Annotated in this window: 17 protein-coding genes; 9 read left to right on the forward strand and 8 right to left on the reverse strand. The window is 70.2% G+C overall.

Features of this window, described 5'->3' with window-relative positions; all coding sequences use genetic code 11:
• Window positions 1–3 precede the first annotated feature (3 nt).
• The 4 genes from ABZ887_RS17655 to ABZ887_RS17670 form a co-directional block, all read right to left on the reverse strand.
• On the reverse strand, window positions 4–2,256 hold the full coding sequence (locus tag ABZ887_RS17655) for a FlgD immunoglobulin-like domain containing protein (protein WP_361289728.1): 2,253 nt from the start codon (window positions 2,254–2,256) through the stop codon (window positions 4–6).
• A 181-nt stretch (window positions 2,257–2,437) separates the two neighbouring features.
• The gene (gltX, locus tag ABZ887_RS17660; protein WP_361289731.1) at window positions 2,438–3,922 is read right to left on the reverse strand and encodes a glutamate--tRNA ligase; all 1,485 of its coding nucleotides are present in this window, start codon (window positions 3,920–3,922) and stop codon (window positions 2,438–2,440) included.
• Window positions 3,915–4,700, reverse strand: coding sequence for a fumarylacetoacetate hydrolase family protein (locus ABZ887_RS17665; RefSeq protein ID WP_361289734.1), 786 nt, complete (start codon window positions 4,698–4,700; stop codon window positions 3,915–3,917). Before ABZ887_RS17665 ends, gltX begins: the two co-directional genes overlap by 8 nt.
• Window positions 4,701–4,824: 124 nt before the next feature.
• On the reverse strand, window positions 4,825–5,013 hold the full coding sequence (locus ABZ887_RS17670) for a hypothetical protein (RefSeq protein WP_361289737.1): 189 nt from the start codon (window positions 5,011–5,013) through the stop codon (window positions 4,825–4,827).
• 569 nt (window positions 5,014–5,582) lie between these two features.
• On the opposite strand from ABZ887_RS17670, the gene ABZ887_RS17675 reads away from it, so the two are divergent.
• From ABZ887_RS17675 to ABZ887_RS17710, 8 genes are all read left to right on the forward strand, one after another.
• Window positions 5,583–9,524 carry a nitrate- and nitrite sensing domain-containing protein gene (locus ABZ887_RS17675; RefSeq protein ID WP_361289740.1) on the forward strand — a complete coding sequence of 1,314 codons (3,942 nt, stop codon included), beginning with the start codon at window positions 5,583–5,585 and terminating at the stop codon, window positions 9,522–9,524.
• A gap of 9 nt (window positions 9,525–9,533) precedes the next feature.
• Entirely contained in the window at window positions 9,534–9,947 is a 414-nt protein-coding gene (locus tag ABZ887_RS17680) for a roadblock/LC7 domain-containing protein (RefSeq protein WP_003973453.1), read from the forward strand.
• 110 nt (window positions 9,948–10,057) lie between these two features.
• Window positions 10,058–10,456 carry a DUF742 domain-containing protein gene (locus ABZ887_RS17685; protein WP_019058642.1) on the forward strand — a complete coding sequence of 133 codons (399 nt, stop codon included), beginning with the start codon at window positions 10,058–10,060 and terminating at the stop codon, window positions 10,454–10,456.
• Window positions 10,437–11,012 (forward strand): ATP/GTP-binding protein, encoded by a 576-nt coding sequence (locus tag ABZ887_RS17690; protein ID WP_046729249.1) that lies wholly within the window; start codon window positions 10,437–10,439, stop codon window positions 11,010–11,012. The genes ABZ887_RS17685 and ABZ887_RS17690 overlap by 20 nt, the downstream gene beginning before the upstream one ends.
• 392 nt (window positions 11,013–11,404) lie before the next feature.
• Window positions 11,405–14,653, forward strand: coding sequence for a nitrate- and nitrite sensing domain-containing protein (locus tag ABZ887_RS17695; RefSeq protein ID WP_361289744.1), 3,249 nt, complete (start codon window positions 11,405–11,407; stop codon window positions 14,651–14,653).
• Window positions 14,654–14,663: 10 nt separating this feature from the next.
• Complete coding sequence (locus ABZ887_RS17700; protein ID WP_093825739.1) at window positions 14,664–15,077, forward strand: roadblock/LC7 domain-containing protein; 414 nt, start codon at window positions 14,664–14,666, stop codon at window positions 15,075–15,077.
• 96 nt (window positions 15,078–15,173) lie between these two features.
• A complete protein-coding gene (locus ABZ887_RS17705; RefSeq protein WP_089098549.1) occupies window positions 15,174–15,743 on the forward strand; it encodes a DUF742 domain-containing protein in 570 nt (189 codons plus the stop codon).
• Window positions 15,724–16,305, forward strand: a complete 582-nt coding sequence (locus tag ABZ887_RS17710) for an ATP/GTP-binding protein (RefSeq protein WP_123973912.1) — start codon at window positions 15,724–15,726, stop codon at window positions 16,303–16,305. Before ABZ887_RS17705 ends, ABZ887_RS17710 begins: the two co-directional genes overlap by 20 nt.
• Before the next feature lie 278 nt (window positions 16,306–16,583).
• Here the strand turns inward: ABZ887_RS17710 and ABZ887_RS17715 are convergent, their stop codons facing one another.
• Both ABZ887_RS17715 and ABZ887_RS17720 read right to left on the reverse strand, forming a co-directional pair.
• Window positions 16,584–16,784: an acyl-CoA carboxylase subunit epsilon gene (locus ABZ887_RS17715; RefSeq protein ID WP_046729245.1), complete on the reverse strand. Its 201-nt coding sequence runs from the start codon at window positions 16,782–16,784 to the stop codon at window positions 16,584–16,586.
• A 35-nt stretch (window positions 16,785–16,819) separates the two neighbouring features.
• Window positions 16,820–18,415, reverse strand: coding sequence for an acyl-CoA carboxylase subunit beta (locus ABZ887_RS17720; protein WP_361289750.1), 1,596 nt, complete (start codon window positions 18,413–18,415; stop codon window positions 16,820–16,822).
• Window positions 18,416–18,871: 456 nt separating this feature from the next.
• Here ABZ887_RS17720 and ABZ887_RS17725 point away from each other — a divergent pair, with 456 nt between their 5' ends.
• On the forward strand, window positions 18,872–19,468 hold the full coding sequence (locus tag ABZ887_RS17725; protein ID WP_361289753.1) for a YceI family protein: 597 nt from the start codon (window positions 18,872–18,874) through the stop codon (window positions 19,466–19,468).
• A gap of 108 nt (window positions 19,469–19,576) precedes the next feature.
• On the opposite strand, the gene ABZ887_RS17730 is transcribed toward ABZ887_RS17725, so the two are convergent.
• Both ABZ887_RS17730 and ABZ887_RS17735 read right to left on the reverse strand, forming a co-directional pair.
• A complete protein-coding gene (locus tag ABZ887_RS17730) occupies window positions 19,577–20,260 on the reverse strand; it encodes a DUF899 family protein (protein WP_361289756.1) in 684 nt (227 codons plus the stop codon).
• A 61-nt stretch (window positions 20,261–20,321) separates the two neighbouring features.
• A complete protein-coding gene (locus ABZ887_RS17735) occupies window positions 20,322–21,803 on the reverse strand; it encodes an ATP-binding protein (protein WP_361289759.1) in 1,482 nt (493 codons plus the stop codon).
• Window positions 21,804–21,814 lie beyond the last annotated feature (11 nt).

Raw genomic sequence — 21,814 nt, forward strand, 5'->3', positions numbered from 1 at the left:
CCGTCAGCCCACGGTGATCGTGCCGGTCAGGGTCAGGGTCCGGCCCTGGCCGTCGCGGGGACGGGCGGTGAGCTTCCAGGTGTACGTGCCGGTCGGGGCCGCGGCGCCGCTGTCGGTGGTGCCGTCCCAGGCCGGGCGTACGGCCGCGCCCGTGGCGGCGCCGGTCAGGGTGCGCCGGACCGTGCCCGAGGGCGTGGCGAGCGTCAGGGTCCAGGTGGACGGCTTGTTCAGCTGCCACACCGGCGACCAGGGCGCCGACCTGGTGATGACGGACGGCGAGTAGACCTGCGCGTCCATCTGGGCGAGCGGCGAGGTGGGGACGCCGCTGGGGGCGAGCCACACCTGCCCGTACGACGCGCCCAGGTAGGCGATCTGGCCGCCGAACCGGTCCACGGCCCAACGGCCGTTGCCGGCACCCGTGTTCTGGTCGGTCCTGGGCAGCGCGGCGACGACCCGCGTCTTCGCGGTCCCGGTGTGGACGTCGGTGAGCAGCAGTTCGTGGGTGGTCCGGTTCTCGCGCACCAGGAAGCCGTCGCCGAGGCGGGCCGGGGAGGGGCCGGCGGGGACCGGGACGTTCCGCCTGGCCGCCCGGTCGTAGACCCCGGCCGGGCCGGAGGCGCCGCAGCTCCAGTAGAGGCGGCTGTTGACGGCCTGGATGTCGGTGGGGGTGCAGTGGGCGCCGGTGGTGACCGTGGTCGTGGTCCTGCCGGTCTTCAGGTCGTGGCCGGTGATCGACCCCTTGGTGGTGCCGGGCGTCCACAGGACGGTGCCCCACAGGGCCGCCGTGGTGCGGCTCCGGCTGAGCGCGACCCTGCCGGACGTGGCGCCGCGCGGGAAGTCGAGGATCTTCTGCACGCCGGGCGTGCCGCCGTTGTAGAGGACGTAGCGGCCGGTGGCGCCGGCGATGCGGCCGCCGGAGTCGCCCGTCTGCACGTTCTGCAGGGAGGCGGTGTCGAGGCCGGTCTCGACCACGTACTCCCGGCCGGAGGAGTCGGTGAAGAGGTGGACGACGTGTCCGCCGCCGAGCGCCTCCAGCTGGGGGCAGGCGGCGTCGCCCGGGAGGCAGGTGGGGTCGGCCAGGGCGGGGCTGCGGCGGGTCTGGGGCCCGACCGGCACGCCGCCGGCGTCGAGCGCGAAGCTGGAGATCACGTGGCCGCTGCCCTGCCTGCCGTCCAGGAACAGCTCGCCGCCGGCCATGGCCAGCCCCTCGGCCCGTATCCGGTCGGCCGGGATCTGGGCCACCTTCTCGGTCGCGGTGCCGCCGTCCGCGGTGGGGGTGACGCGGTGGACGTTCCAGTCGAGGCTGGAGGTGCCGGCGGTGGCGAGTGCGCCGCCGTCCGGGGTGGGGCCCATGCCTCCGGAGGAGTTCGCGAGGACGGTGCGGGTCTCCCCGGTGGTCAGCGAGCGGGCCGTCAGCGCGGGCTTGGTGCCGCCCTGGACGAAGGTCGGGTTGCCGGTGAGGAGCTGGTCACCGACGACGGCCACCAGTTCGGCGCCCCAGGGGGTCATACCGGTGGGCTGGGTGCCCGGGGCCGCGTCGACGCGGATGTACTTCCAGTCGGCCACCAGCCAGCGGTCGTTGAAGCGGACCGGCGGATCGGCGGCCACTCCGGTGACGTAGGTGCGGAAGGCGCCGTCGCCGAGGTCCACCAGCCCGACGGAGGTGGTGCCGTCCAGGGTGTAGACGATCGCGGCGCGGCGGACCGAGCCGCCCGGGACGTATCCGGTGGGCCGGGCGCCCGCGGGGAGTCCGGTCACGGCGAGGTCGGTGGTGGAGCCGTCGGCCGCGGCCCGCAGGACGTGCGGGGTGCCGGAGGCGTCCTGGGTGAGCACGCTCCAGCCGGACGTGGCCTGGTAGGTCTGGCCCGCCGGGACGGTGACGGTGGCGGTCACACCGGTGGAACGGTGCCGCTGCGTCACCTCGGCACCCCCGTCCCAGGTGCTGACCACGTCGGTGCCGGTGGCCAGGTCGCCCGGCCCGGCGTGCGCGGGCGGGACGAAGCCCGGGTAGTCCACCCAGGTGCCGGGGCCGACGGAGGTCCGGGGTTCCCACTGGAACCCGGACGCCCCCGCCCACATGTAGGACACGTAGGTCGGCTCCCACGACCTGAGCGTGACGAACCCGACCTGCGACGGGTCCGCGGGCCCGGCCTGCGCGGGCGAGGTCCCCGCGACGCAGGTCAGCGCCGCTGCTCCGGCGACGACCGCCGTGGCCAGTCTGCGCGAACGGATCACTTCGTGCCGTGAACGGGTCACGTCCCCCACCCCCTGTACCGGTCACGCATGCACATCATGCGCACAGGAAACATCCAACGTCCGCCCAGGAAGCGGAAGTTGGCCGGAGGGGTTAACTCCCGGAGACGGCTCGGGGGCTACTGGGGGACGCGTGAGGGGCGGCTCCCGGTGATCCGGTTGCCGCCCCTTCACGCGCGCGTGTCTACGCGGTCAGCTTCGCCAGTGCCGCGTCGATCCGTGCCAGGGTCTTCTCCTTGCCCAGGACCTCGAGGGACTCGAAGAGGGGCAGGCCGACCGTGCGGCCGGTGACGGCCACCCGGACCGGGGCCTGGGCCTTGCCGAGCTTGAGGCCGTGGGCCTCGCCTGCGGCCAGGACGGCCTCCTTCAGGGACTCCGGGGAGGTCCAGTCGGCCGCCTCCAGCTTCTCGCGGGCCGTGGCCAGGAGGGCGTCGCTGCCCTCCTTCATCGCCTTGGTCCAGGACGCCTCGTCCTCGGCCGGCTCCGCCAGGAACAGGAAGTCGACGTTCTCGGTGATCTCCGAGAGGACCTTCAGACGGGTCTGGGCGTGCGGGGCGATCGCCTCCCACTTCGCCTCGTCGAAGTCCTCCGGGGCCCAGGGGGCGAAGGGGGCCTTCAGCCAGGGGGCGCAGCGCTCCGTGAAGTCCTTCACGTCCAGCATGCGGATGTGGTCGGCGTTGATCGCCTCGCACTTCTTCAGGTCGAAGCGGGCCGGGTTGGGGTTCACGTCGGAGATGTCGAAGGCCGCGACCATCTCGCCGATCGAGAAGATGTCCTGGTCGGCGGAGAGCGACCAGCCCAGCAGCGAGAGGTAGTTGAGCAGGCCCTCGGGCAGGAAGCCCTGCTCGCGGTAGAGGTTGAGGGACGCCTGCGGGTCGCGCTTCGACAGCTTCTTGTTGCCCTCGCCCATGACATAGGGGAGGTGGCCGAAGGCCGGGACCTGCTGGGCGATGCCGAGGTCGACGAGCGCCTTGTAGAGGGCGACCTGGCGCGGGGTGGAGGAGAGCAGATCCTCGCCGCGCAGGACGTGGGTGATCTCCATCAGGGCGTCGTCGACCGGGTTGACCAGCGTGTACAGCGGGGCGCCGTTCGCGCGGACGATGCCGTAGTCCGGGACGTTCTCCGGGGTGAAGGTGAGCTCGCCGCGGACCAGGTCGGTGAAGGTGATCGTCTCGTCGGGCATCCGGAAGCGGACGATCGGGGTGCGGCCCTGGGCCTTGTACTCCGCCACCTGCTCCTCGGTGAGGTCGCGGCAGTGGCCGTCGTAGCCGGACGGCTTGCCGGCGGCGCGGGCGGCCTCGCGGCGGGTGTCCAGCTCCTCCTGGGAGCAGTAGCAGTGGTAGGCGTGACCGGCGTCGAGCAGCTTGGCGGCGACGTCCCGGTAGATGTCCATCCGCTGCGACTGGCGGTACGGCGCGTGCGGGCCGCCGACCTCGGGGCCCTCGTCCCAGTCGAAGCCCAGCCAGCGCATCGCATCGAGCAGCTGGTTGTACGACTCCTCGGAGTCGCGGGCCGCGTCGGTGTCCTCGATGCGGAAGACCAGCGTGCCCTGGTGGTGCCGGGCGAACGCCCAGTTGAACAAGGCGGTGCGGACCAGGCCCACGTGGGGGTTACCGGTGGGGGACGGACAGAAACGTACGCGAACGGGAGTGCCGGGTGCGCTAGCCACGCTTGACAACCTTGTTGGTGAGAGTGCCGATGCCTTCGATGGTGACGGCGACCTCGTCGCCGACGCTGAGGGGGCCGACCCCTGCCGGGGTGCCGGTGAGGATGACGTCGCCGGGGAGCAGCGTCATGGCCTCGGTGATGTTGACGACCAGGTCCGCGATGGAGTGGATCATCTCGCTGGTACGGCCGAGCTGGCGCTGTTCGCCGTTGACCGTGAGCTGGATCGTCAGGTCGGACGCGGTGGCGAGGTCCAGGTCCGTCTCCACCCAGGGGCCGAGCGGGCAGGAGGTGTCGAAGCCCTTGGCCCGGGCCCACTGCTTCTCGCGCTTCTGGACGTCGCGGGCGGTGACGTCGTTGGCGCAGGTGTAGCCGAGGATGACGTCCGCCACGCGCTCGCGCGGGACCTCGCGGCACATGCGGCCGATCACCACGGCCAGCTCGGCCTCGTGGTGGAGGTCCTGGGAGAAGGTCGGGTACTGGATGTCGTCGCCGGGGCCGATCACCGAGGTGGACGGCTTGAAGAAGGCGAAGGGGGCGTCCGGGACCTCGTTGCCCAGCTCCTTCGCGTGCTCCGCGTAGTTGCGGCCGTAGGCGACGACCTTGTTGGGGAGCACCGGCGGGAGCAGGCGGACCTTGCTCAGCGGGACCTTGGTACCGGAGAGCTCGAAGTCCGCGAACGGAATGCCCTTGATGATGTCGAGGACGAGTTCGTCCTGCTTGTCGCCCTCGACGGCGCCGAAGGCGACGTTCCCGTCGATGGAGAACCTGGCGATGCGCACGGGATCCTTGCGCCCCTCACTGAGCCGGCTGGAGTCTGACGCTCCAGGCTAACGCGGTAAGGGGTGGCCGCCGCGGAATAACCCGGTGACCGGGTGGGTGAGTGAACGGCGGCCGGGCCCCGTACTACTCCGCGACCGAGGTCCCGGCCGGGATCTCCATGAGGATCGTGCGCCGCGGGTTGGCGGTCTGGGCCGGGAGGTCGAGGGAGTGCTCGGGCAGTTCGGGGGTCTGCAGCTCCTCGGCGTCCTCGAGGTGGGCGAGGGTGGTGCGGCGGGGGTTGGCTATGTTGCGGAACATCATCGTCGTCTTCACGGTTGCAGTGGACCCCGTCGTGTGTGGGTTGGCAGAGACTTCCCTCTTGTAAAGCGCCAGGCTAAACATCGAATTCCCGGCCGAAGCCGCCAAGAGGCCCGGATCTGCATGTGAGTTTGCTCACGACCCCAGGGGCAAAGCGGTCATATCCGGCCGACAGCCAGGCGCAACGAAACGGACATTGACGAACTGAACCTGTCATTCCGCTCCTGATCATGGCGACTGGGACACGGTCCGCACACTGCCAACTGACAGGGATACGCCCTTTATGTACGCGATCGGCTTCCACATCTCGTAACGTGTCACTCACACGCTGTCACGGAGGTCACAGCTCGGTCCACGGCCCTTGTTGGAGATCCGGCACTGTGCTGGAATTCCACGGAACCGCCGCAGGATCGAGCCGGCGCGCAGAGGGCGCAACGCAGCGCCGAGTGGCGGCGAGACAGGGGGAGCCAGCGCCGGTCACACTCACGACCAACAGGGGGCGTATTCAGGGCGCTCCCCGTACAACGCCGACACCGTGTCCTTCCGTTCCCGGAAGGGCGCCTGGTCCAGAGGTTGCGACGCTAGTGCAGGGACGTTTCAAGAGGGATGGCAGCGCTCCGGCGGAGCCGGAGGCGCACGGCGGGACCGACCGCGGTTCCTCGCCCCAGCACGCCCAGAACCCGGGCCCGGCCCCGGTCGGCGGTGGTGGTGACGGCGGTGAGCGCTCCGGGCGCCCCGCCGTGTCGGCGTCTTCGGGCCCCCAGCCGACCACCACACCGACTCCGACGATCAAGCCCCCGACGGGCCCGTCCAACGCGGGCTCGCGCATAGCCCTGCGCAACTGGCGCATCTCCACGCGCCTGGTGTCGCTGCTCGCGCTCCCCGTGGTGGCGGCGACGACGCTGGGCGCCGTGCGCATCAACCAGTCGCTCGACGACATCCAGCAGCTCGACAACATGCAGCTGCTGACGGACATGACCACGCAGGCGACCGAGCTGGCCACCGCGCTCCAGACCGAGCGCGACCGGACGGCGGGCCCGCTGGCGCACGGCGGATCGCCCACGAACGCCGCGATCAAGGGTCTGGAGGACCAGACCGACCGCGCCCGCGAGAACTTCCTCAACGCCTCCGAGGAAATCGACACCGCGAGCAAGAACGGTCAGCTCCAGGGCGTCCGCGACAGCCTCGTCGGTCTGGCCGGCCAGCTGGACGACCTGGCGAAGATCCGCAAGGACGCCTACCAGCAGAACGAGAACTCGACCCAGACGGTCGAGGCCTACCACCGGCTGATCACCCAGCTGATCGACCTCTCCCAGGACATGGCGCAGGCCTCCAGCAACCCGGAGATGATCCAGCGCACCCGCGCCCTGGCGGCGTTCTCCACCGCCAAGGAGTACGCGTCCGTGCAGCGCGCCGTCATCGCCGCGGCCCTGCCCGCCAACGGCACGAGCGCCGGCGACCTCTCCGAGAACGACCGCCTCTACGGCGAGTCCGCCCAGGAGAGCGAGACCTCCGAGCTGACGATCTTCCGGAAGATCTACGCCGGCAACGCGGCCGACCTGCTCAGCCCGATCGACGGCAACAACCCGACGATCGAGGCCGCGGACACCTACGCCAAGCGTGCGCTCGGCGCCCAGAACGGTCTGAACGAGCTCAGCAAGCGCTCGTACCTCGACTGGGTCGACGACAGCTCGACCAAGATCGACCAGATGAAGAAGATCGAGCACACGCTGCTCGAGGACATGGAGCAGAAGGCCCGCGAGCTGCGTGCCTCCTCCGAGCAGTCCGCCATCATCTCCGGTGCGCTGATCCTGCTCGTCCTCGGTGTGTCGCTGGTCGGCGCCTTCATCGTGGCCCGCTCCATGATCCGCTCGCTGCGCCGCCTCCAGGAGACCGCCACCAAGGTCGCCCAGGACCGCCTGCCCGAGCTGGTCAAGCAGCTCTCCGAGTCCGACCCGCAGGACGTCGACACGTCCGTGGAGTCGGTCGGTGTGCACTCCCGGGACGAGATCGGCCAGGTGGCCGCGGCCTTCGACGACGTGCACCGCGAGGCGGTCCGCCTCGCCGCCGAGCAGGCCCTCCTCCGGGGCAACGTCAACGCGATGTTCACCAACCTCTCGCGCCGCTCCCAGGGCCTCATCCAGCGTCAGCTCTCGCTCATCTCCGAACTGGAGTCCCGCGAGGCCGACCCGGACCAGCTGTCCTCCCTCTTCAAGCTCGACCACCTCGCGACGCGTATGCGCCGTAACGGTGAGAACCTCCTGGTCCTCGCCGGTGAAGAGCCCGGCCGCCGCTGGACCCGCCCGGTCCCGCTGGTCGACGTGCTCCGCGCCGCCGCGTCCGAGGTGGAGCAGTACGAGCGCATCGAACTGGCCGCCGTGCCGACCACCGAAGTGGCCGGCCGCGTGGTCAACGACCTCGTGCACCTGCTCGCCGAGCTCCTCGAGAACGCCACCTCGTTCTCCTCCCCGCAGACCAAGGTCAAGGTGACCGGTCACGCGCTGCCCGACGGCCGCGTCCTGATCGAGATCCACGACACCGGTATCGGCCTCTCCCCCGAGGACCTCGCGGCGATCAACGAGCGGCTCGCCTCGCCGCCCACCGTGGACGTCTCGGTCTCCCGCCGCATGGGTCTGTTCGTGGTCGGTCGTCTGTCGCAGCGCCACGGCATCCGCATCCAGCTTCGCCCGTCCGACTCCGGCGGTACGACCGCGCTGGTCATGCTGCCGGTCGACGTCGCCCAGGGCGGCAAGAAGCCGGCTCCCGGCAAGCCCGGTGTCCCGGCCCAGTCCGGCGGCCCGGCGGCCACGCAGGCCGCGGCCGGTGCGGCCGCCGCCCGGCGCGGCAACGGCCAGGGCGGCGGTGCCGGTTCGCTCGGCGCGGGTGCTCCCGCTCCGGCGCTCGGCGGCGGCGCCCCGGCCGGCGGACGCGGTGGCGCCCTCGGTTCCGGTGCTCCCTCCGGTGGCGGGCTGCTCGGTGCCGGTGCGGGTCCGCGCGGTCAGGTCGGCGGCGGCCAGGGTCCCCGGGCCGCGCTGCCCGGCGCCGGCCAGAACGGCGGCCGTCCGGGTGCGCCGGCCGGTGGGCGCGGCCAGCAGGGCCGGCCGAACGCGGGTGCCGGTGCCTTCGGCAACCAGGACGCGTTCGGCAACGCGCAGGGCTCCTTCGGCGGCCAGGACGCCTTCGGCAACCGTGCCCCGGCCTCGCCGCAGCGCTCCGCGAACCCCTCCGACCAGGGCCGTCAGCCCCAGCTGCCGCCGCGCGGTGGTCCGCGGGCCGAACTGCCCGGGGGCAACCCGCAGGCGGGCCGCCCCAGCTGGAGCGACGACAACGCCCAGCCGCCGCTCTCCCGTGCCTCGCTGGACACCCCGCGCGGCCACGACGAGCTGGACCCGACCCACACCGCGCCGATGCCCCGCATCGACGACCGGCAGGGCCTCGGCGCCACCTCGCAGATGCCGGCGATCCCCCAGGCCCCGTCGACCGGCGAGTTCCCGCGCCCGGACTTCAACGCGCCGAACGGCGTGCAGAACACCGGCTCCTTCCCGCGACCGGGTACCACCGGACCGCAGGACACCGGTTCCTTCCCGCGCCCCAACGTCAACGGCCAGCACGACACCGGCTCCTTCCCGCGACCGGGTACCACCGGACCGCAGGACACCGGCTCGTTCCCGCGCCCGAACGTCAACGGCCAGCAGGACAACGGCCAGTTCGTGCGCTCCGACGTCTTCGGCGCACCGGCCGCGCCGCAGAACGGCTCCCAGAACACCGGGCAGTTCGCGGCCCCGCAGGCCTACGACAATGGTTCCACCGGCCAGTTCGCCGCGCCGTCCTTCGACGGCGGTTCCACCGGGCAGCACTCCCTGCCCGGCGGCCAGAACGGCTACGCGAGCAACGGCCAGAACGGCACCGGCCAGTACGGCACCGGCCAGTTCGAGCGTCCGGGGACCAACGGCCGCGGCATGGACTTCGGTACGCCGCAGCGTCCGCCGGTCCCGCCCGCGCCGCCGGTCCGCCAGGAGCCGGAGGCGCTGCCGCCGGCCAGCGGTCCCGGTGACGGTCGTACCCCGCTGTACGACACGCTGGAGACCAACTGGTTCCACGGCGGCCAGCAGGAGCAGCAGCGCCCGCAGAGCAACGGCAACGGTTCGGCGGCGTCGGTTCCGCCGATCCCGCCGGTGCCCTCCCAGCCGCCGGCCCCCGCCGCCGCGGCCCCCCAGCGTCCCGCCCAGGCAGCCTGGCGCACCTCCCCGAACGACGACCTCGTCCGGCAGGCGGAGCGCGTACGGCAGCCGGCGGCGGGCGGTGTCACCACCTCCGGTCTGCCGCGCCGGGTGCCCCGGGCGAACCTGGTTCCGGGCACGGCACAGCAGCAACAGCACCACACCGGTCCGCAGGTCTCGCGTGCGCCTGATGACGTCCGCGGCCGGCTGACCAATCTCCGTCGGGGTATCGCGCAGGGCAGGCAGGCCGGCAACGGCCCGCAGACCGGCAGCTTCCCGAGCCCCACTCACCAGCAGGAGCGTTAGTTGAGTCCGATGAGCCAGGCGGCACAGAACCTCAACTGGTTGATCACCAACTTCGTGGACAACACCCCCGGTGTGTCCCACACCGTCGTCGTGTCCGCCGACGGTCTCCTTCTGGCGATGTCCGAAGGTTTCCCCCGCGACCGCGCCGACCAGCTGGCGGCCGTCGCGTCCGGGCTCACCTCGCTGACGGCCGGGGCCTCCCGGATCTTCGAGGGCGGCAACGTGGCGCAGACGGTCGTCGAGATGGAACGCGGCTTTCTCTTCCTGATGTCCGTCTCCGACGGTTCGTCCCTCGCCGTACTGGCCCACCCGGAATGCGACATCGGCCTCGTCGGCTACGAGATGGCACTGCTGGTCGACCGCGCGGGCGCGGTACTCACGCCCGACCTGCGCGCCGAACTGCAAGGCAGTCTGCTCCACTGACAGCCTGGATCCAACCCACCTCACCAAATCACCGTCCGGCCGCCACATTCCCCCCACCGGCCACGTCCGACGGCACGACTGACCGACTTGCTGTCCCGCCCGGAGGAACGATGACCCCGCCCACCGCCTCTCATGATCCGTACGCGGAGCCGTACGGGGACGAGGGCGACCAGCCGCTGGTACGTCCTTACGCGATGACCGGCGGCCGGACCCGGCCGCGCTATCAGCTCGCCATCGAGGCGCTGATCAGCACGACGGCCGACCCGGCAGCGCTCATGGGGCTGCTCCCGGAGCACCAGCGCATCTGCCACCTGTGCCGTGAGGTGAAGTCGGTCGCCGAGGTCTCGGCGCTGCTCGCCATGCCGCTGGGTGTGGCCCGGATCCTGGTGGCCGACCTCGCCGAGGCCGGCCTGGTCGCCATCCACCAGCCGGGCGGCGACGAGAACAACGGCGGCGCACCGGACGTGACGCTGCTCGAAAGGGTGCTCAGTGGACTTCGCAAGCTCTGACGGAGGTCGGGCCACCACCTCCGCGAAGATCGTGGTGGCGGGCGGCTTCGGCGTCGGCAAGACCACGTTCGTGGGAGCGGTCTCCGAGATCAACCCGCTGCGCACGGAGGCCGTGATGACGTCCGCCTCGGCGGGCATCGACGACCTGACCCACACCGGGGACAAGACCACCACCACGGTGGCCATGGACTTCGGCCGTATCACCCTCGACCAGGACCTGATCCTGTACCTGTTCGGCACCCCCGGTCAGGACCGTTTCTGGTTCATGTGGGACGACCTGGTCAGGGGAGCCATCGGCGCGGTGGTGCTCGTGGACACCCGGCGCCTGGCCGACTGTTTCCCGGCGGTGGACTACTTCGAGAACAGCGGCCTGCCGTTCGTCATCGCCCTCAACGGCTTCGACGGACACCAGCCCTACACACCCGAAGAGGTGCGCGAGGCGCTGCAGATCGGACCGGACGCGCCGATCATCACGACAGACGCCCGGCACCGCGCCGACGCGAAGAGCGCGCTGATCACGCTGGTCGAGCACGCCCTCATGGCGCGCCTGCGGTAGCCACGACGGCGTAGCCAAATCCGTCATCGTGTACGGCAGTTGTCGTATGGAAACCGGAGCCGACTGTGGCCTTTGACACGGTCGGCTTCGGTGTTCATAACGTTTCGGCAGAGGAATCCAGTGGTATCGCCACGCGTCGCGGTCGCGTGGTGCCGCTGCGCTCACATTGGCCCCGCCATTTGGCGGGGCTCGCTCTTTATGACCGTTTTATCTGGGGCTTACATCGGCGCTCTCTGCCCCAATGGACTGTTTGGAAGTGCACCGGACCACGTGCTGGAATGCCTGAACTGCCCAATAGTCAAAGACGTACTGAGTAGTGGTCTGAGACACACCGGGCTCTGAGAGACTGCGGCACGACGATAGGTGCCCGCCGCCGAGAGGTTGTTGGTCGAGTGAGGCGAAGCAAGAACGGTCCCGAGCCGTCGGCACGGGGCAACTTCACCCCGCCGCCGCGCGCTGCGGCGCCCACCCCTGTGCCAGCCGCGGAACCACTGGCCGCGCCCGCGAAGAGCGGCGGCCGCTTCTCCCCGCGGAACTGGCGAGTGCCGACCAGGCTGAACGCGATTCTGCTCATACCCGTGGTCGTCGGCCTGGTCATGGGCGGCTTCCAGGTGAAGAGCTCCATCGACACCTGGCAGGAGGCCCGGGACGCGGAGAACACCGCGCGCCTGGTCCGCGCCGCCCTCACCTATGGCGACGCCCTCTACAACGAGCGTGACGTCAGTGCGGCACCGCTGCTCCTGGACAAGGACAAGAAGACGGTCACGGAGGCACGCGCCGAGACCGACAAGGCCGCCGACGCCTTCGACGCGGCCGTGCAGAACATGCCGCAGAAGCCGGGCCTGGAGCGCCGGCTGAAGCTGTTCCGCGAAGAGGAGCCCACCCTCACGAACCTGCGCGCCGCCGCGTACACCAGCAAGCTCGGCGGTGTGAAGACCGAAGAGGGATACACCCTGGTCGCCCACCCGCTGATGGAGTTCGCCAACGAGCTCGGTCTGGGCACCGGAAACATCACCTCCTACGGCCGTACCGTCTACGCCATCGCGCTCACCAAGGCGTCCCTGTCGCTGGAGCGGTCGATCGGCATGCACCTGCTGGTCAAGCCCGGCCCGGACGCCGGCAACCTGGCCAACCAGCGGGTCGCCCTCTCCTCGTACGCCTACCTCGAGGGCATCGCCGTCGAGGAGTACATCGGCGGTGGTACCGAGGCGGACGCCCAGAAGCTGACCGATCTCTCGAAGAAGATCAAGACCGACGGCGCGGCGCTGGTCCAGCAGGCGAAGGCCAAGGACCCGAACTACGTGGCCCCGCCGTCCGGCGACAACGCCATGGTCACGGCGCTGGCCACCCTGCAGGACACCGACCCCGCCACCCGGCAGGCGCTGGCCGCGAAGGGCATCACCGCCGAGAACTGGTGGACGGTCAACACCCTCAAGTACCAGGCCTACCGCACGATCGAGTCGGACATGGCCGACAAGGCGGTGAGCGAGGCCTCCAGCATCGCCGACGACGCCAAGACCTCCGCGTTCATCACCGCCGCCGCGGTCATGGTCGCCCTGCTCGCCGCGTTCATCCTGGCCGGCATGGTGGCCCGCCAGATGTCCCGCTCGATGCGCCAGCTGCGCAACGCCGCCTTCGGCATCGCCGAGCAGCGCCTGCCGATGCTGGTCGACCAGCTCTCCCGCACCGACCCCGGCCGGGTCGACACCCGGGTGGCGCCGATCCCGATCACCTCGACCGACGAGATCGGCGAAGTCGCCCGCGCGTTCGACCAGGTCCACCGTGAGGCCGTCCGGCTCGCCGCCGAGCAGGCCCTGCTGCGGGGCAACATCAACGCGATCTTCACCAACCTTTCGCGCCGCAACCAGTCGCTGATCGAGGGCCAGCTGACCCTGATCACCGACCTGGAGAACAACGAGGCCGACCCGGACCAGCTGGAGAACCTCTTCAAGCTGGACCACCTGGCGACCCGTATGCGCCGCAACGGCGAGAACCTCCTCGTCCTCGCCGGCGAGGAGCCCGGCCGCCGCTGGGACCAGCCGGTCCCGCTGGTCGACGTGCTCCGCGCCGCCTCCTCCGAGGTGGAGCAGTACGAGCGCGTCGAGCTCTCCGGCGTCCCGGAGGCCGAGATCCACGGCCGCGCGGTCACCGACCTCGTGCACCTGCTCGCCGAGCTCCTGGAGAACGCGACGACGTTCTCCTCCCCGCAGACCAAGGTCCGCGTCACCGCGACCCGTCTCCCCGACGGCCGCGTCATGATCGAGATCCACGACAAGGGCATCGGCCTCACCGCCGAGGACTTCGCGGACATCAACCACAAGCTGGCCAACCCGCCGACCGTGGACGCCGCGATCTCCCAGCGCATGGGCCTGTTCGTGGTCGGCCGGCTGTCCGACCGGCACGGCATCCGCGTCCAGCTGCGCCCCTCCGGCGAGCAGGCCGGTACCACCTCGCTGGTCATGCTGCCGGACGCGATCACCCACGGTGGTGGCGGCGAGCAGCAGCTGGACCGCGACGAGTTCACCGTCTCGCAGATCATCCCGGAGCAGCAGTTCCAGGCCGAGAACTTCGGCCAGCCGCAGCTCCAGCCGATGCGTACGGCGGCCGAACTCGGGTTCGACGACAGCCGCTACATCGAGGTCCCCGACGACATCCGGGACCTGGACCCCGTGGGCCGCTCCCTGATGCGCGAGGAGCGCCGTGCGGCCCTGGAGGCCCAGGCGCAGCCCACGCAGGGCGCAGAGCTCCCTCAGGCCCCGCAGGAGACCGCTGAGATCCCGGCGTACGTCGACGAGTTCGACAGCGGCCGACAGGGCTACGGCACGAACGGTACGGGCTTCCAGGAGCAGCCCACGGGCTACGACGGGCAGCCGGCGTACCAGGAGCAGTCGCAGGACGCGTACGACGAGCAGTACTACGCGCCGAACGGCGGCCTGCCGCAGAACGACACGTTCTCGCCCGACGCGTTCTCCGTGAACGGCGGCTACCCGGAGCCCGCCTATGCGGAGCCGGCCCAGGAGGAGCCCACGGCCGCGCCCGCCGAGGCGTTCGCCGCCTTCGGCGAGCAGGCCTACCAGGACGACTGGCCGCAGCAGGACGGTTACACGAACGGCTACCCGGCCCAGTACGCTCCGGAAGCGGAGTCGGCGCAGGCCGGTGACGTGGCCGAGCGGAACCGCGTAGGCTTCGACCGTCCGGGAGCGGCCCCCTCAGCGGGCCACCAGCTGACCGACGCCGGACTGCCCCGCCGGGGCTCCGGCGGCGCGAACGGCGCGGGTCCCGTGCAGCAGGCCTCCGCTCCGGCGGCTCCGGCACCGGCGGCCTCCGCTCCGGAGCCGGTCGGCGACAGCTCCTGGCGTTCGCAGAACGACGAGCGCTGGCAGCAGGCCTCGGCGCTGCGGAGGCCCAAGGCGGGCGGGGTCACCTCCTCCGGTCTGCCCAGGCGGGTACCCAAGGCCAACCTGGTCGAGGGAGCCGCCGAGAGCACCCCTCAGGGAGGCCCACAGGTCTCCCGCGCCCCGGAGGACATCCGGGGCAGGCTGAGCAACCTGCGTCGCGGCGTCGAGCGCGGGCGCAACGCAGGCAGTGAAACGAACGGCCAGGGCTTCGGTCCTGACAGCACCTACAACCAGGAGCGTTAGTGTGAGCCCGATGAGCCAGGCGGCACAGAACCTGAACTGGTTGATCACCAACTTCGTGGACAACACCCCGGGGGTGTCCCACACGGTGGTGGTCTCCGCCGACGGACTCCTTCTGGCGATGTCCGAAGGCTTCCCCCGCGACCGCGCCGACCAGCTCGCGGCCGTGGCTTCCGGTCTGACGTCCCTGACGGCAGGCGCCTCCCGGATCTTCGAGGGGGGAAGCGTGAATCAGACGGTTGTGGAGATGGAGCGGGGATTCCTGTTCATCATGTCCGTTTCCGATGGATCATCGCTGGCGGTCCTGGCCCACCCGGAGGCCGACATCGGCCTGATTGGGTACGAGATGGCCCTTTTGGTGGACCGCGCGGGCACCGTTCTTACCCCGGATCTGCGCCAGGAACTCCAAGGAAGCCTTCTCAACTAACAGTCAGACGGTGCGTTTTGGCGTCCCGGGGCCGTAAGGTTTCGGGACGCGGCTCCACAAGGATGGGTGCCCGGCGCGGTCGGAGGAGGAGAGAAAGTGGCAACACCCCCAGGCGGTTCTAATAACGGCAACTGGTCGTACGGTCCTGCGCAGGGCCAGGGCGACGGTTCCGGGAACCGGTACAACTTCCCCTCCACGCCGAGCCACCGGCAGCCGTACGCACCGCAGGGCCCCGGCCCCTCGCCGTACGACCAGCCGCCGGCGCCGCGCATCCAGCCGGTGCAGCCGCAGCGCCGCCCCGAACCGGCGCCGGCCTCGGGGTCCAACAACCCCCTGGTGCGTCCGTACGCCATGACCGGTGGCCGGACCCGCCCGCGGTACCAGCTCGCCATCGAGGCGCTGGTGCACACCACCGCGCAGCCGCACCAGATGCAGGGCCAGCTGCCCGAGCATCAGCGGATCTGCAACCTCTGCCGGGAGATCAAGTCGGTGGCCGAAGTCTCGGCCCTGCTGTCGATCCCTCTCGGCGTGGCCAGGATCCTCGTCGCCGACTTGGCGGAGGCGGGCCTGGTCGCCATCCATCAGCCCGGCGGCGACGAGAACGCCGGTGGCCAGCCAGACGTGACACTGCTCGAAAGGGTGCTCAGTGGACTTCGCAAGCTCTAGCGGCGGTCCTTCCCGCTCCACCACCTCCGCGAAGATCGTGGTGGCGGGCGGCTTCGGCGTGGGCAAGACCACGTTCGTCGGGGCCGTTTCGGAGATCAACCCGCTGCGCACAGAGGCCGTGATGACGTCCGCGTCTGCCGGCATCGACGACCTCACCCATACCGGGGACAAGACGACCACCACGGTCGCCATGGACTTCGGCCGTATCACCCTGGACCAGGACCTGATCCTGTACCTGTTCGGCACCCCCGGCCAGGACCGCTTCTGGTTCATGTGGGACGACCTGGTACGCGGCGCGATCGGCGCGATCGTCCTGGTCGACACCCGCCGCCTCGCCGACTGCTTCCCCGCGGTCGACTACTTCGAGAACTCGGGCCTGCCCTTCGTCGTCGCCCTCAACGGCTTCGACGGCAGCCAGCCCTACAACCCCGAAGAGGTCCGCGAGGCCCTGCAGATCGGGCCGGACACGCCGATCATCACGACGGATGCGAGGCATCGTGCCGATGCGAAGTCGGCGCTGATCACTCTCGTGGAGCACGCCCTGATGGCTCGGCTCCGTTAGGTCCGGTTCTCGGGCTGCCACGGCTGGCCGCTCGCCGACTGCGGGTAGTCCGTGGCTTGTCGCGCAGTTCCCCGCGCCCCTGAAGGGGCGCGTTCCAGGGCCCCTTCTTTGAAGGGGCCCGAGCTTTGAAGGTCTTTCTCCGCCGCAACGGCGCTCAGCCCGACGGTGGTGTCCGGCGGTGCCGAACCGGCCGACAGCCCTTGGCGCACACGAGAGAAGGGCCCCTCTGAAGCCAGAGGGGCCCTTCTCCTACGTGCTGTCGGCCAGGCGGCGCAGCCCTAGCCGTGCCAGCTGTGCGGGGCGCGGAAGCCGTTCTCGCGCTCCAGGCGGCGCCAGCCGGCCTTGGCGCGGCCACGGTGGGTCTGCTCGGTGTCGGCGGTCGGCCGGGCGGCCGCACGGGCCAGGAGGACCGCCGTTATGGCGGCGACTTCCTCCGGGTCGGCATTGCCCTTCTCGACGCGGATGTCAGGCACGTTCATGGGTGTCAGTCTCCGTGAGAGAGGTTTCCGCAGGATTACTGCGGGGGGTTGCCGTGCTTACGGGACGGCAGGTCGGCGTGCTTGGTCTGGAGCATCGCCAGCGACCTGGCGAGTACCTCGCGGGTCTCGGCCGGGTCGATGACGTCGTCGACCAGGCCGCGCTCGGCCGCGTAGTAGGGGTGCATCAGCTCGGACTTGTACTCCTTGACCATGCGGGCCCGCATGGCCTCGGGGTCCTCGGCGGAGGCGATCTCCCGACGGAAGATCACGTTGGCGGCACCTTCGGCACCCATGACCGCGATCTCGTTGGTCGGCCAGGCGTACGTGAGGTCGGCGCCGATCGACTGGGAGTCCATGACGATGTAGGCACCTCCGTACGCCTTGCGCAGGATCAGGGAGATCCGGGGCACGGTCGCGTTGCAGTAGGCGTAGAGGAGCTTCGCGCCGTGGCGGATGATCCCGCCGTGCTCCTGGTCGACACCGGGGAGGAAGCCCGGTACGTCCAGGAATGTGACGATCGGAACATTGAAAGCGTCACACATCTGCACAAAGCGCGCAGCTTTTTCGCTCGCCTCGATGTCCAGGACGCCGGCCAGCACCTGCGGCTGGTTGGCGACGATGCCCACCACCTGGCCGTCGATCCGGGCCAGCGCGCAGATGATGTTCCGCGCCCAGCGCTCGTGGACCTCCAGGTACTCGCCGTCGTCGACGATCTCCTCGATGACCTTGGCCATGTCGTACGGCCGGTTGCCGTCCGCCGGGACCAGGTCGAGGAGGACGTCGCTGCGGCGGTCGACCGCGTCCGTGGACTCGACGCGCGGCGGGTTCTCGCGGTTGTTCTGCGGGAGGAGGGAGAGGAGGTAGCGGACCTCCGCGATGCAGGTCTCCTCGTCGTCGTAGGCGAAGTGGCAGACGCCGGAGGTCTCCGCGTGGACGTCGGCGCCGCCGAGCCCGTTCTGGGTGATCTCCTCGCCGGTGACCGCCTTGACGACGTCCGGTCCCGTGATGAACATCTGCGAGGTCTCGCGGACCATGAAGACGAAGTCCGTGAGGGCGGGCGAGTAGGCCGCGCCGCCCGCGCACGGACCGAGCATCACGGAGATCTGCGGGATGACGCCGGAGGCCTTGGTGTTGCGCTGGAAGATACCGCCGTAGCCCGCGAGGGCGGAGACGCCCTCCTGGATGCGGGCGCCGGCGCCGTCGTTCAGCGACACCAGCGGGGCACCGGCCGCGATGGCCATGTCCATGATCTTGTGGATCTTGGTGGCGTGGGCCTCGCCCAGCGCGCCGCCGAAGATCCGGAAGTCATGGGCGTAGACGAAGACGGTACGGCCCTCGACCGTGCCCCAGCCGGTGATGACACCGTCGGTGTACGGCTTCTTGGCCTCCAGGCCGAAGCCGACCGCGCGGTGCCGGCGCAGCTGCTCGACCTCCTGGAAGGAACCCGGGTCCAGGAGCAGCTCGATGCGCTCCCGGGCCGTCAGCTTGCCCTTGGCCCGCTGCGCCTCGGTCGCCTTCTCGCTGGGTCCCGCCACCGCCGCCGCACGGATCTCGTGCAGCTCGGCGACCCGCCCGCGCGCGTCCGTCGGCTCACCGGTGGGCTCGCCCGTCGTCTCTTCCAAAACGGTCATGTAGTGACCTTACGAAGGACACCAAGGAATGCGAGACGTCGACTCCGTACAGTCTCCGACGCGTTTTCCTGGAACCACTGAACAGAACCAGAACGGCATGCAGCCGTTCCGACTGCTCAGGGGGCCTCGCCGTTGTAGGGGTACCACAAAGGCATCGACTGAGACGCGCCTCACATTCCCCGGTGGCCCATACCACCCGCGGAGTGACACAGGACTCCGGACGGCGGTTCACCCACACAGAGCCTAGCCGCTCCCGCCAGCGGGTCCCGGCCGCCATATCGGTCGGCGCGACCTTACGGTGAGTAATTCCCGCGACACGCAAACCGATGATGTTGAAGGTTGAATGGAATAGGTCTACGGTGTCTCTCGTTGAGTTCGTTGAACGTTAAACATCAAGGCCGCGCCTTCCGTATCTACCGCTTCGAAGCCGCGACCCGTCCCCCCAAGGAGCACCTCATGGGCATCTTCGGCCGCAAGAACGACGACACGACCGCCGCCGGCACCGGCGCCGACACGGCTGCGCTGACCGGCGACTACACGATCGACCCGGCGCACACCACGCTCGGCTTCGTGGCCCGCCACGCGATGGTCACCAACGTCAAGGGCAGCTTCCAGGAGTTCGAGGGCACCCTGCACCTGGACGGCGAGAACCCGTCGAAGTCCACGGCCTCGCTCGACATCAAGATGGCGAGCATCACCACCGGCAGCCCCGACCGTGACGGTCACCTGAAGTCGGCGGACTTCTTCAAGATCGAAGAGTTCCCGACGATGACCTTCCGCTCCACCGAGGCGGAGGCCCTCGGCGGCGAGGACTACCGCATCACCGGCGACCTCACGATCCTCGGTGTCACCAAGCCGGTCACCATCGACCTGGAGTTCAACGGCGCCGCCAAGGACCCGTTCGGCAACGAGCGCGTCGGCTTCGAGGGCAAGGCCGAGATCAAGCGCTCCGACTGGGGCGTCACCTGGAACGCGACGCTGGAGACCGGTGGCGTCCTCGTCTCCGACAAGATCAAGCTGAACTTCGACATCTCGGCGATCAAGAACGCGTGACCCCGCGGCGCCGTACCGCCGGCCCCGACCACTGAGCGCCGCCCTCCACTCCCCTGAGGGCGGCGCTCGGCCATATCCGTCCGGATGTCCCGGGTGCCGTGCCGTGTCCTAGTAGTCGAGGCTCGCGTACCAGTCGCCGCGCCCCCGTGGGGTGAGGTCGAGGAGGTGCCATACGGGCGTCAGCAGGTCGATGCCGCGCTCCTGGATGTCCTCGGCCATGCGCGGATGGGCGGAGTAGGTGTGCCGGACGGTGCCGTCGTCCGCACGGGTGAAGACGGAGACCGTGGAGTCCTGCGCGCCGTCCTTGTCCTCGCTGCCCAGGTCGTACTTGAACGTGCTGTCACCACAGCTGAGCAACCGCAGCCGGTGCCAGCCGCGATCGCGGGCGTACCGGCGGAGGGTGGGCGGGTCCGCAGCCGCGGCGATGACCAGGTCCGCGTTCCGGGCCAGGTGGTGGGCGATGCCGTTGTAGCCGTCGATCCACATCGTGCACATCGGGCAGGCGCCGGTCTGGAGCTTGCCGTACATGAAGTGGTAGACGATCAGCGGCCGTTCGGGGCCGGAGAACAGCTCGCTCAGCGCGACCTCGCGCACCGGGGTGTCCCCCGCGTCCAGGTCGGCGGGCCCTTCGAGGAAGACGTAGTCGTCGACGGCCGGCCCCTGCGGGAGCGCCCGCCGCAGCGCCGCGACCTCCTCCCGGTGCCGCATCAGCTCGGTCTCGGCCAGCCGCAGCTCCTCACGGGCGCCGACGTACTCCTCGGTCTCCCCGGCCAGCCTCGTCTGCCGCACCATCGCGTCCTCCTGGGGTGGGGTCCCCTCCCCCAGACCCTCAAGTGTAGGCCGGTCGCCTGGCTCACTCACCTTCGTAGAGGCGCGCCAGGTCGACCAGGACCACTTCTCCCCGGTCGCCTGCAGCCCGGAGATCGTCGGTGAACCCGGCTCCGCTGTAGCAGGCGATCTGGACGGCGGACACGTCGACTCCGCGTCCGGCCAGCAACGCGCTGACGTGACGCAGTCGCTCCAGATGCCCCAGCCCCATGACCTGGTCCCACTTGGCCTCGCCCAGGGACAGCAGCACTCCGCTGTCCTGGCCAACAGCCCCCCGGACGACCACGTCGATCTCATGTCCGGTGCGCTCCGCCTGGTCCGGGACGGTCCCGTACGAGACATCGATCGGCATGCCTCCGAAAGTCTCCGGAGCGGCGAAGTGAGTGACCCACTCGCGGCAGATCTGCTCGAAGTGCGGTCCCACGACAGCGGAGAGGAACCGGGAACGGGAACTCTCCCAGACCTGCTCCGCCAGGCCCCGGTCCAGCAGAGGGAGTCTGGGCCGGGAGATGGCATGGTCGAAGGCGATGAGCGGCTCGCCGACGCGGTAGACGCTGCGATTTCTGCGGAAGGCGTCCGTCTCCCGGCGTACCAGTCCGCAGTCCTGGAGGACGGTGAGGGGATGGGTGATGTCGCTGGTGGGCCGCTCCAGACAGCCTGCGATCCGCCCCGCCGTGGCATTGCCGGACGCGAGCGCCGCCAGAACGGAGTGGTACAGGGCCCGGTCCCGCAGGTCGGACTCGTCCGCCAGCAGATAGCGGGCCTCACGGTAGAGCGGAGAGCGGGGCGAGAGCGCGGTACGGCAGACCCAGGCGTCGAAGTCGGCCAGGTCGACAGGGGTGTCGTCACGTACGAACTCCCTGCGATAGGCCGGAGTCCCGCCGACGACGCTGTGGACGAGAAGCGCGAGCCGGTGGTCCTCGATGCCCCAGAAGGCGGCGGCCTGGCGGAAGTCGAGCGGTTGGACGACGAGTTCGAGACCGGCGCGACCGCGGAGCGGCGAAGTGCCGCTGAGCAGCTTGCCCATGAAGGAGAGGGAGCTTCCGCAGAGGAGGAGTCGAGTACGGGACTCCAGTCGCTCCGGCCGCCGCGGGCCGTACGCCACCTGCACGATCGAGGGCAGCGCGGGGGTCGCTCTGGCGAGGTACGGGAACTCGTCGATGACAACGGGGAGGGGCCGCCCCCTTCCCAGGGCCAGAAGTGCGTCGACGGCCTGCTCCCAGCGGTCGAACCGCATGGGGGCGATGCTGTCGCTGTACTGGCCCAGTTCCTCACCGAAGCGACGCAGGGACTCTGCCTCCGTCGCCTCGTAGGCACAGAAGTAGAAACCACCGGCCGCCCGGGCGAGCGAATCGAGCAGGAAGGACTTGCCCTGCCGCCGTCGACCGGAGACGACGGCCATGGTGGCCTCCGATCCCTCGTCGGCCGCAAAGGCGGTGAGCTCACTCCATTCCCAGTCGCGGGCGAACATGTCGGGGGGCTTCGGAAGGCGGAGACCGCGGGGCATGCATCCCTCCT

The organism is Streptomyces sp. NPDC047061 (genome assembly GCF_040643955.1).
Classification (GTDB): Bacteria; Actinomycetota; Actinomycetes; order Streptomycetales; family Streptomycetaceae; genus Streptomyces.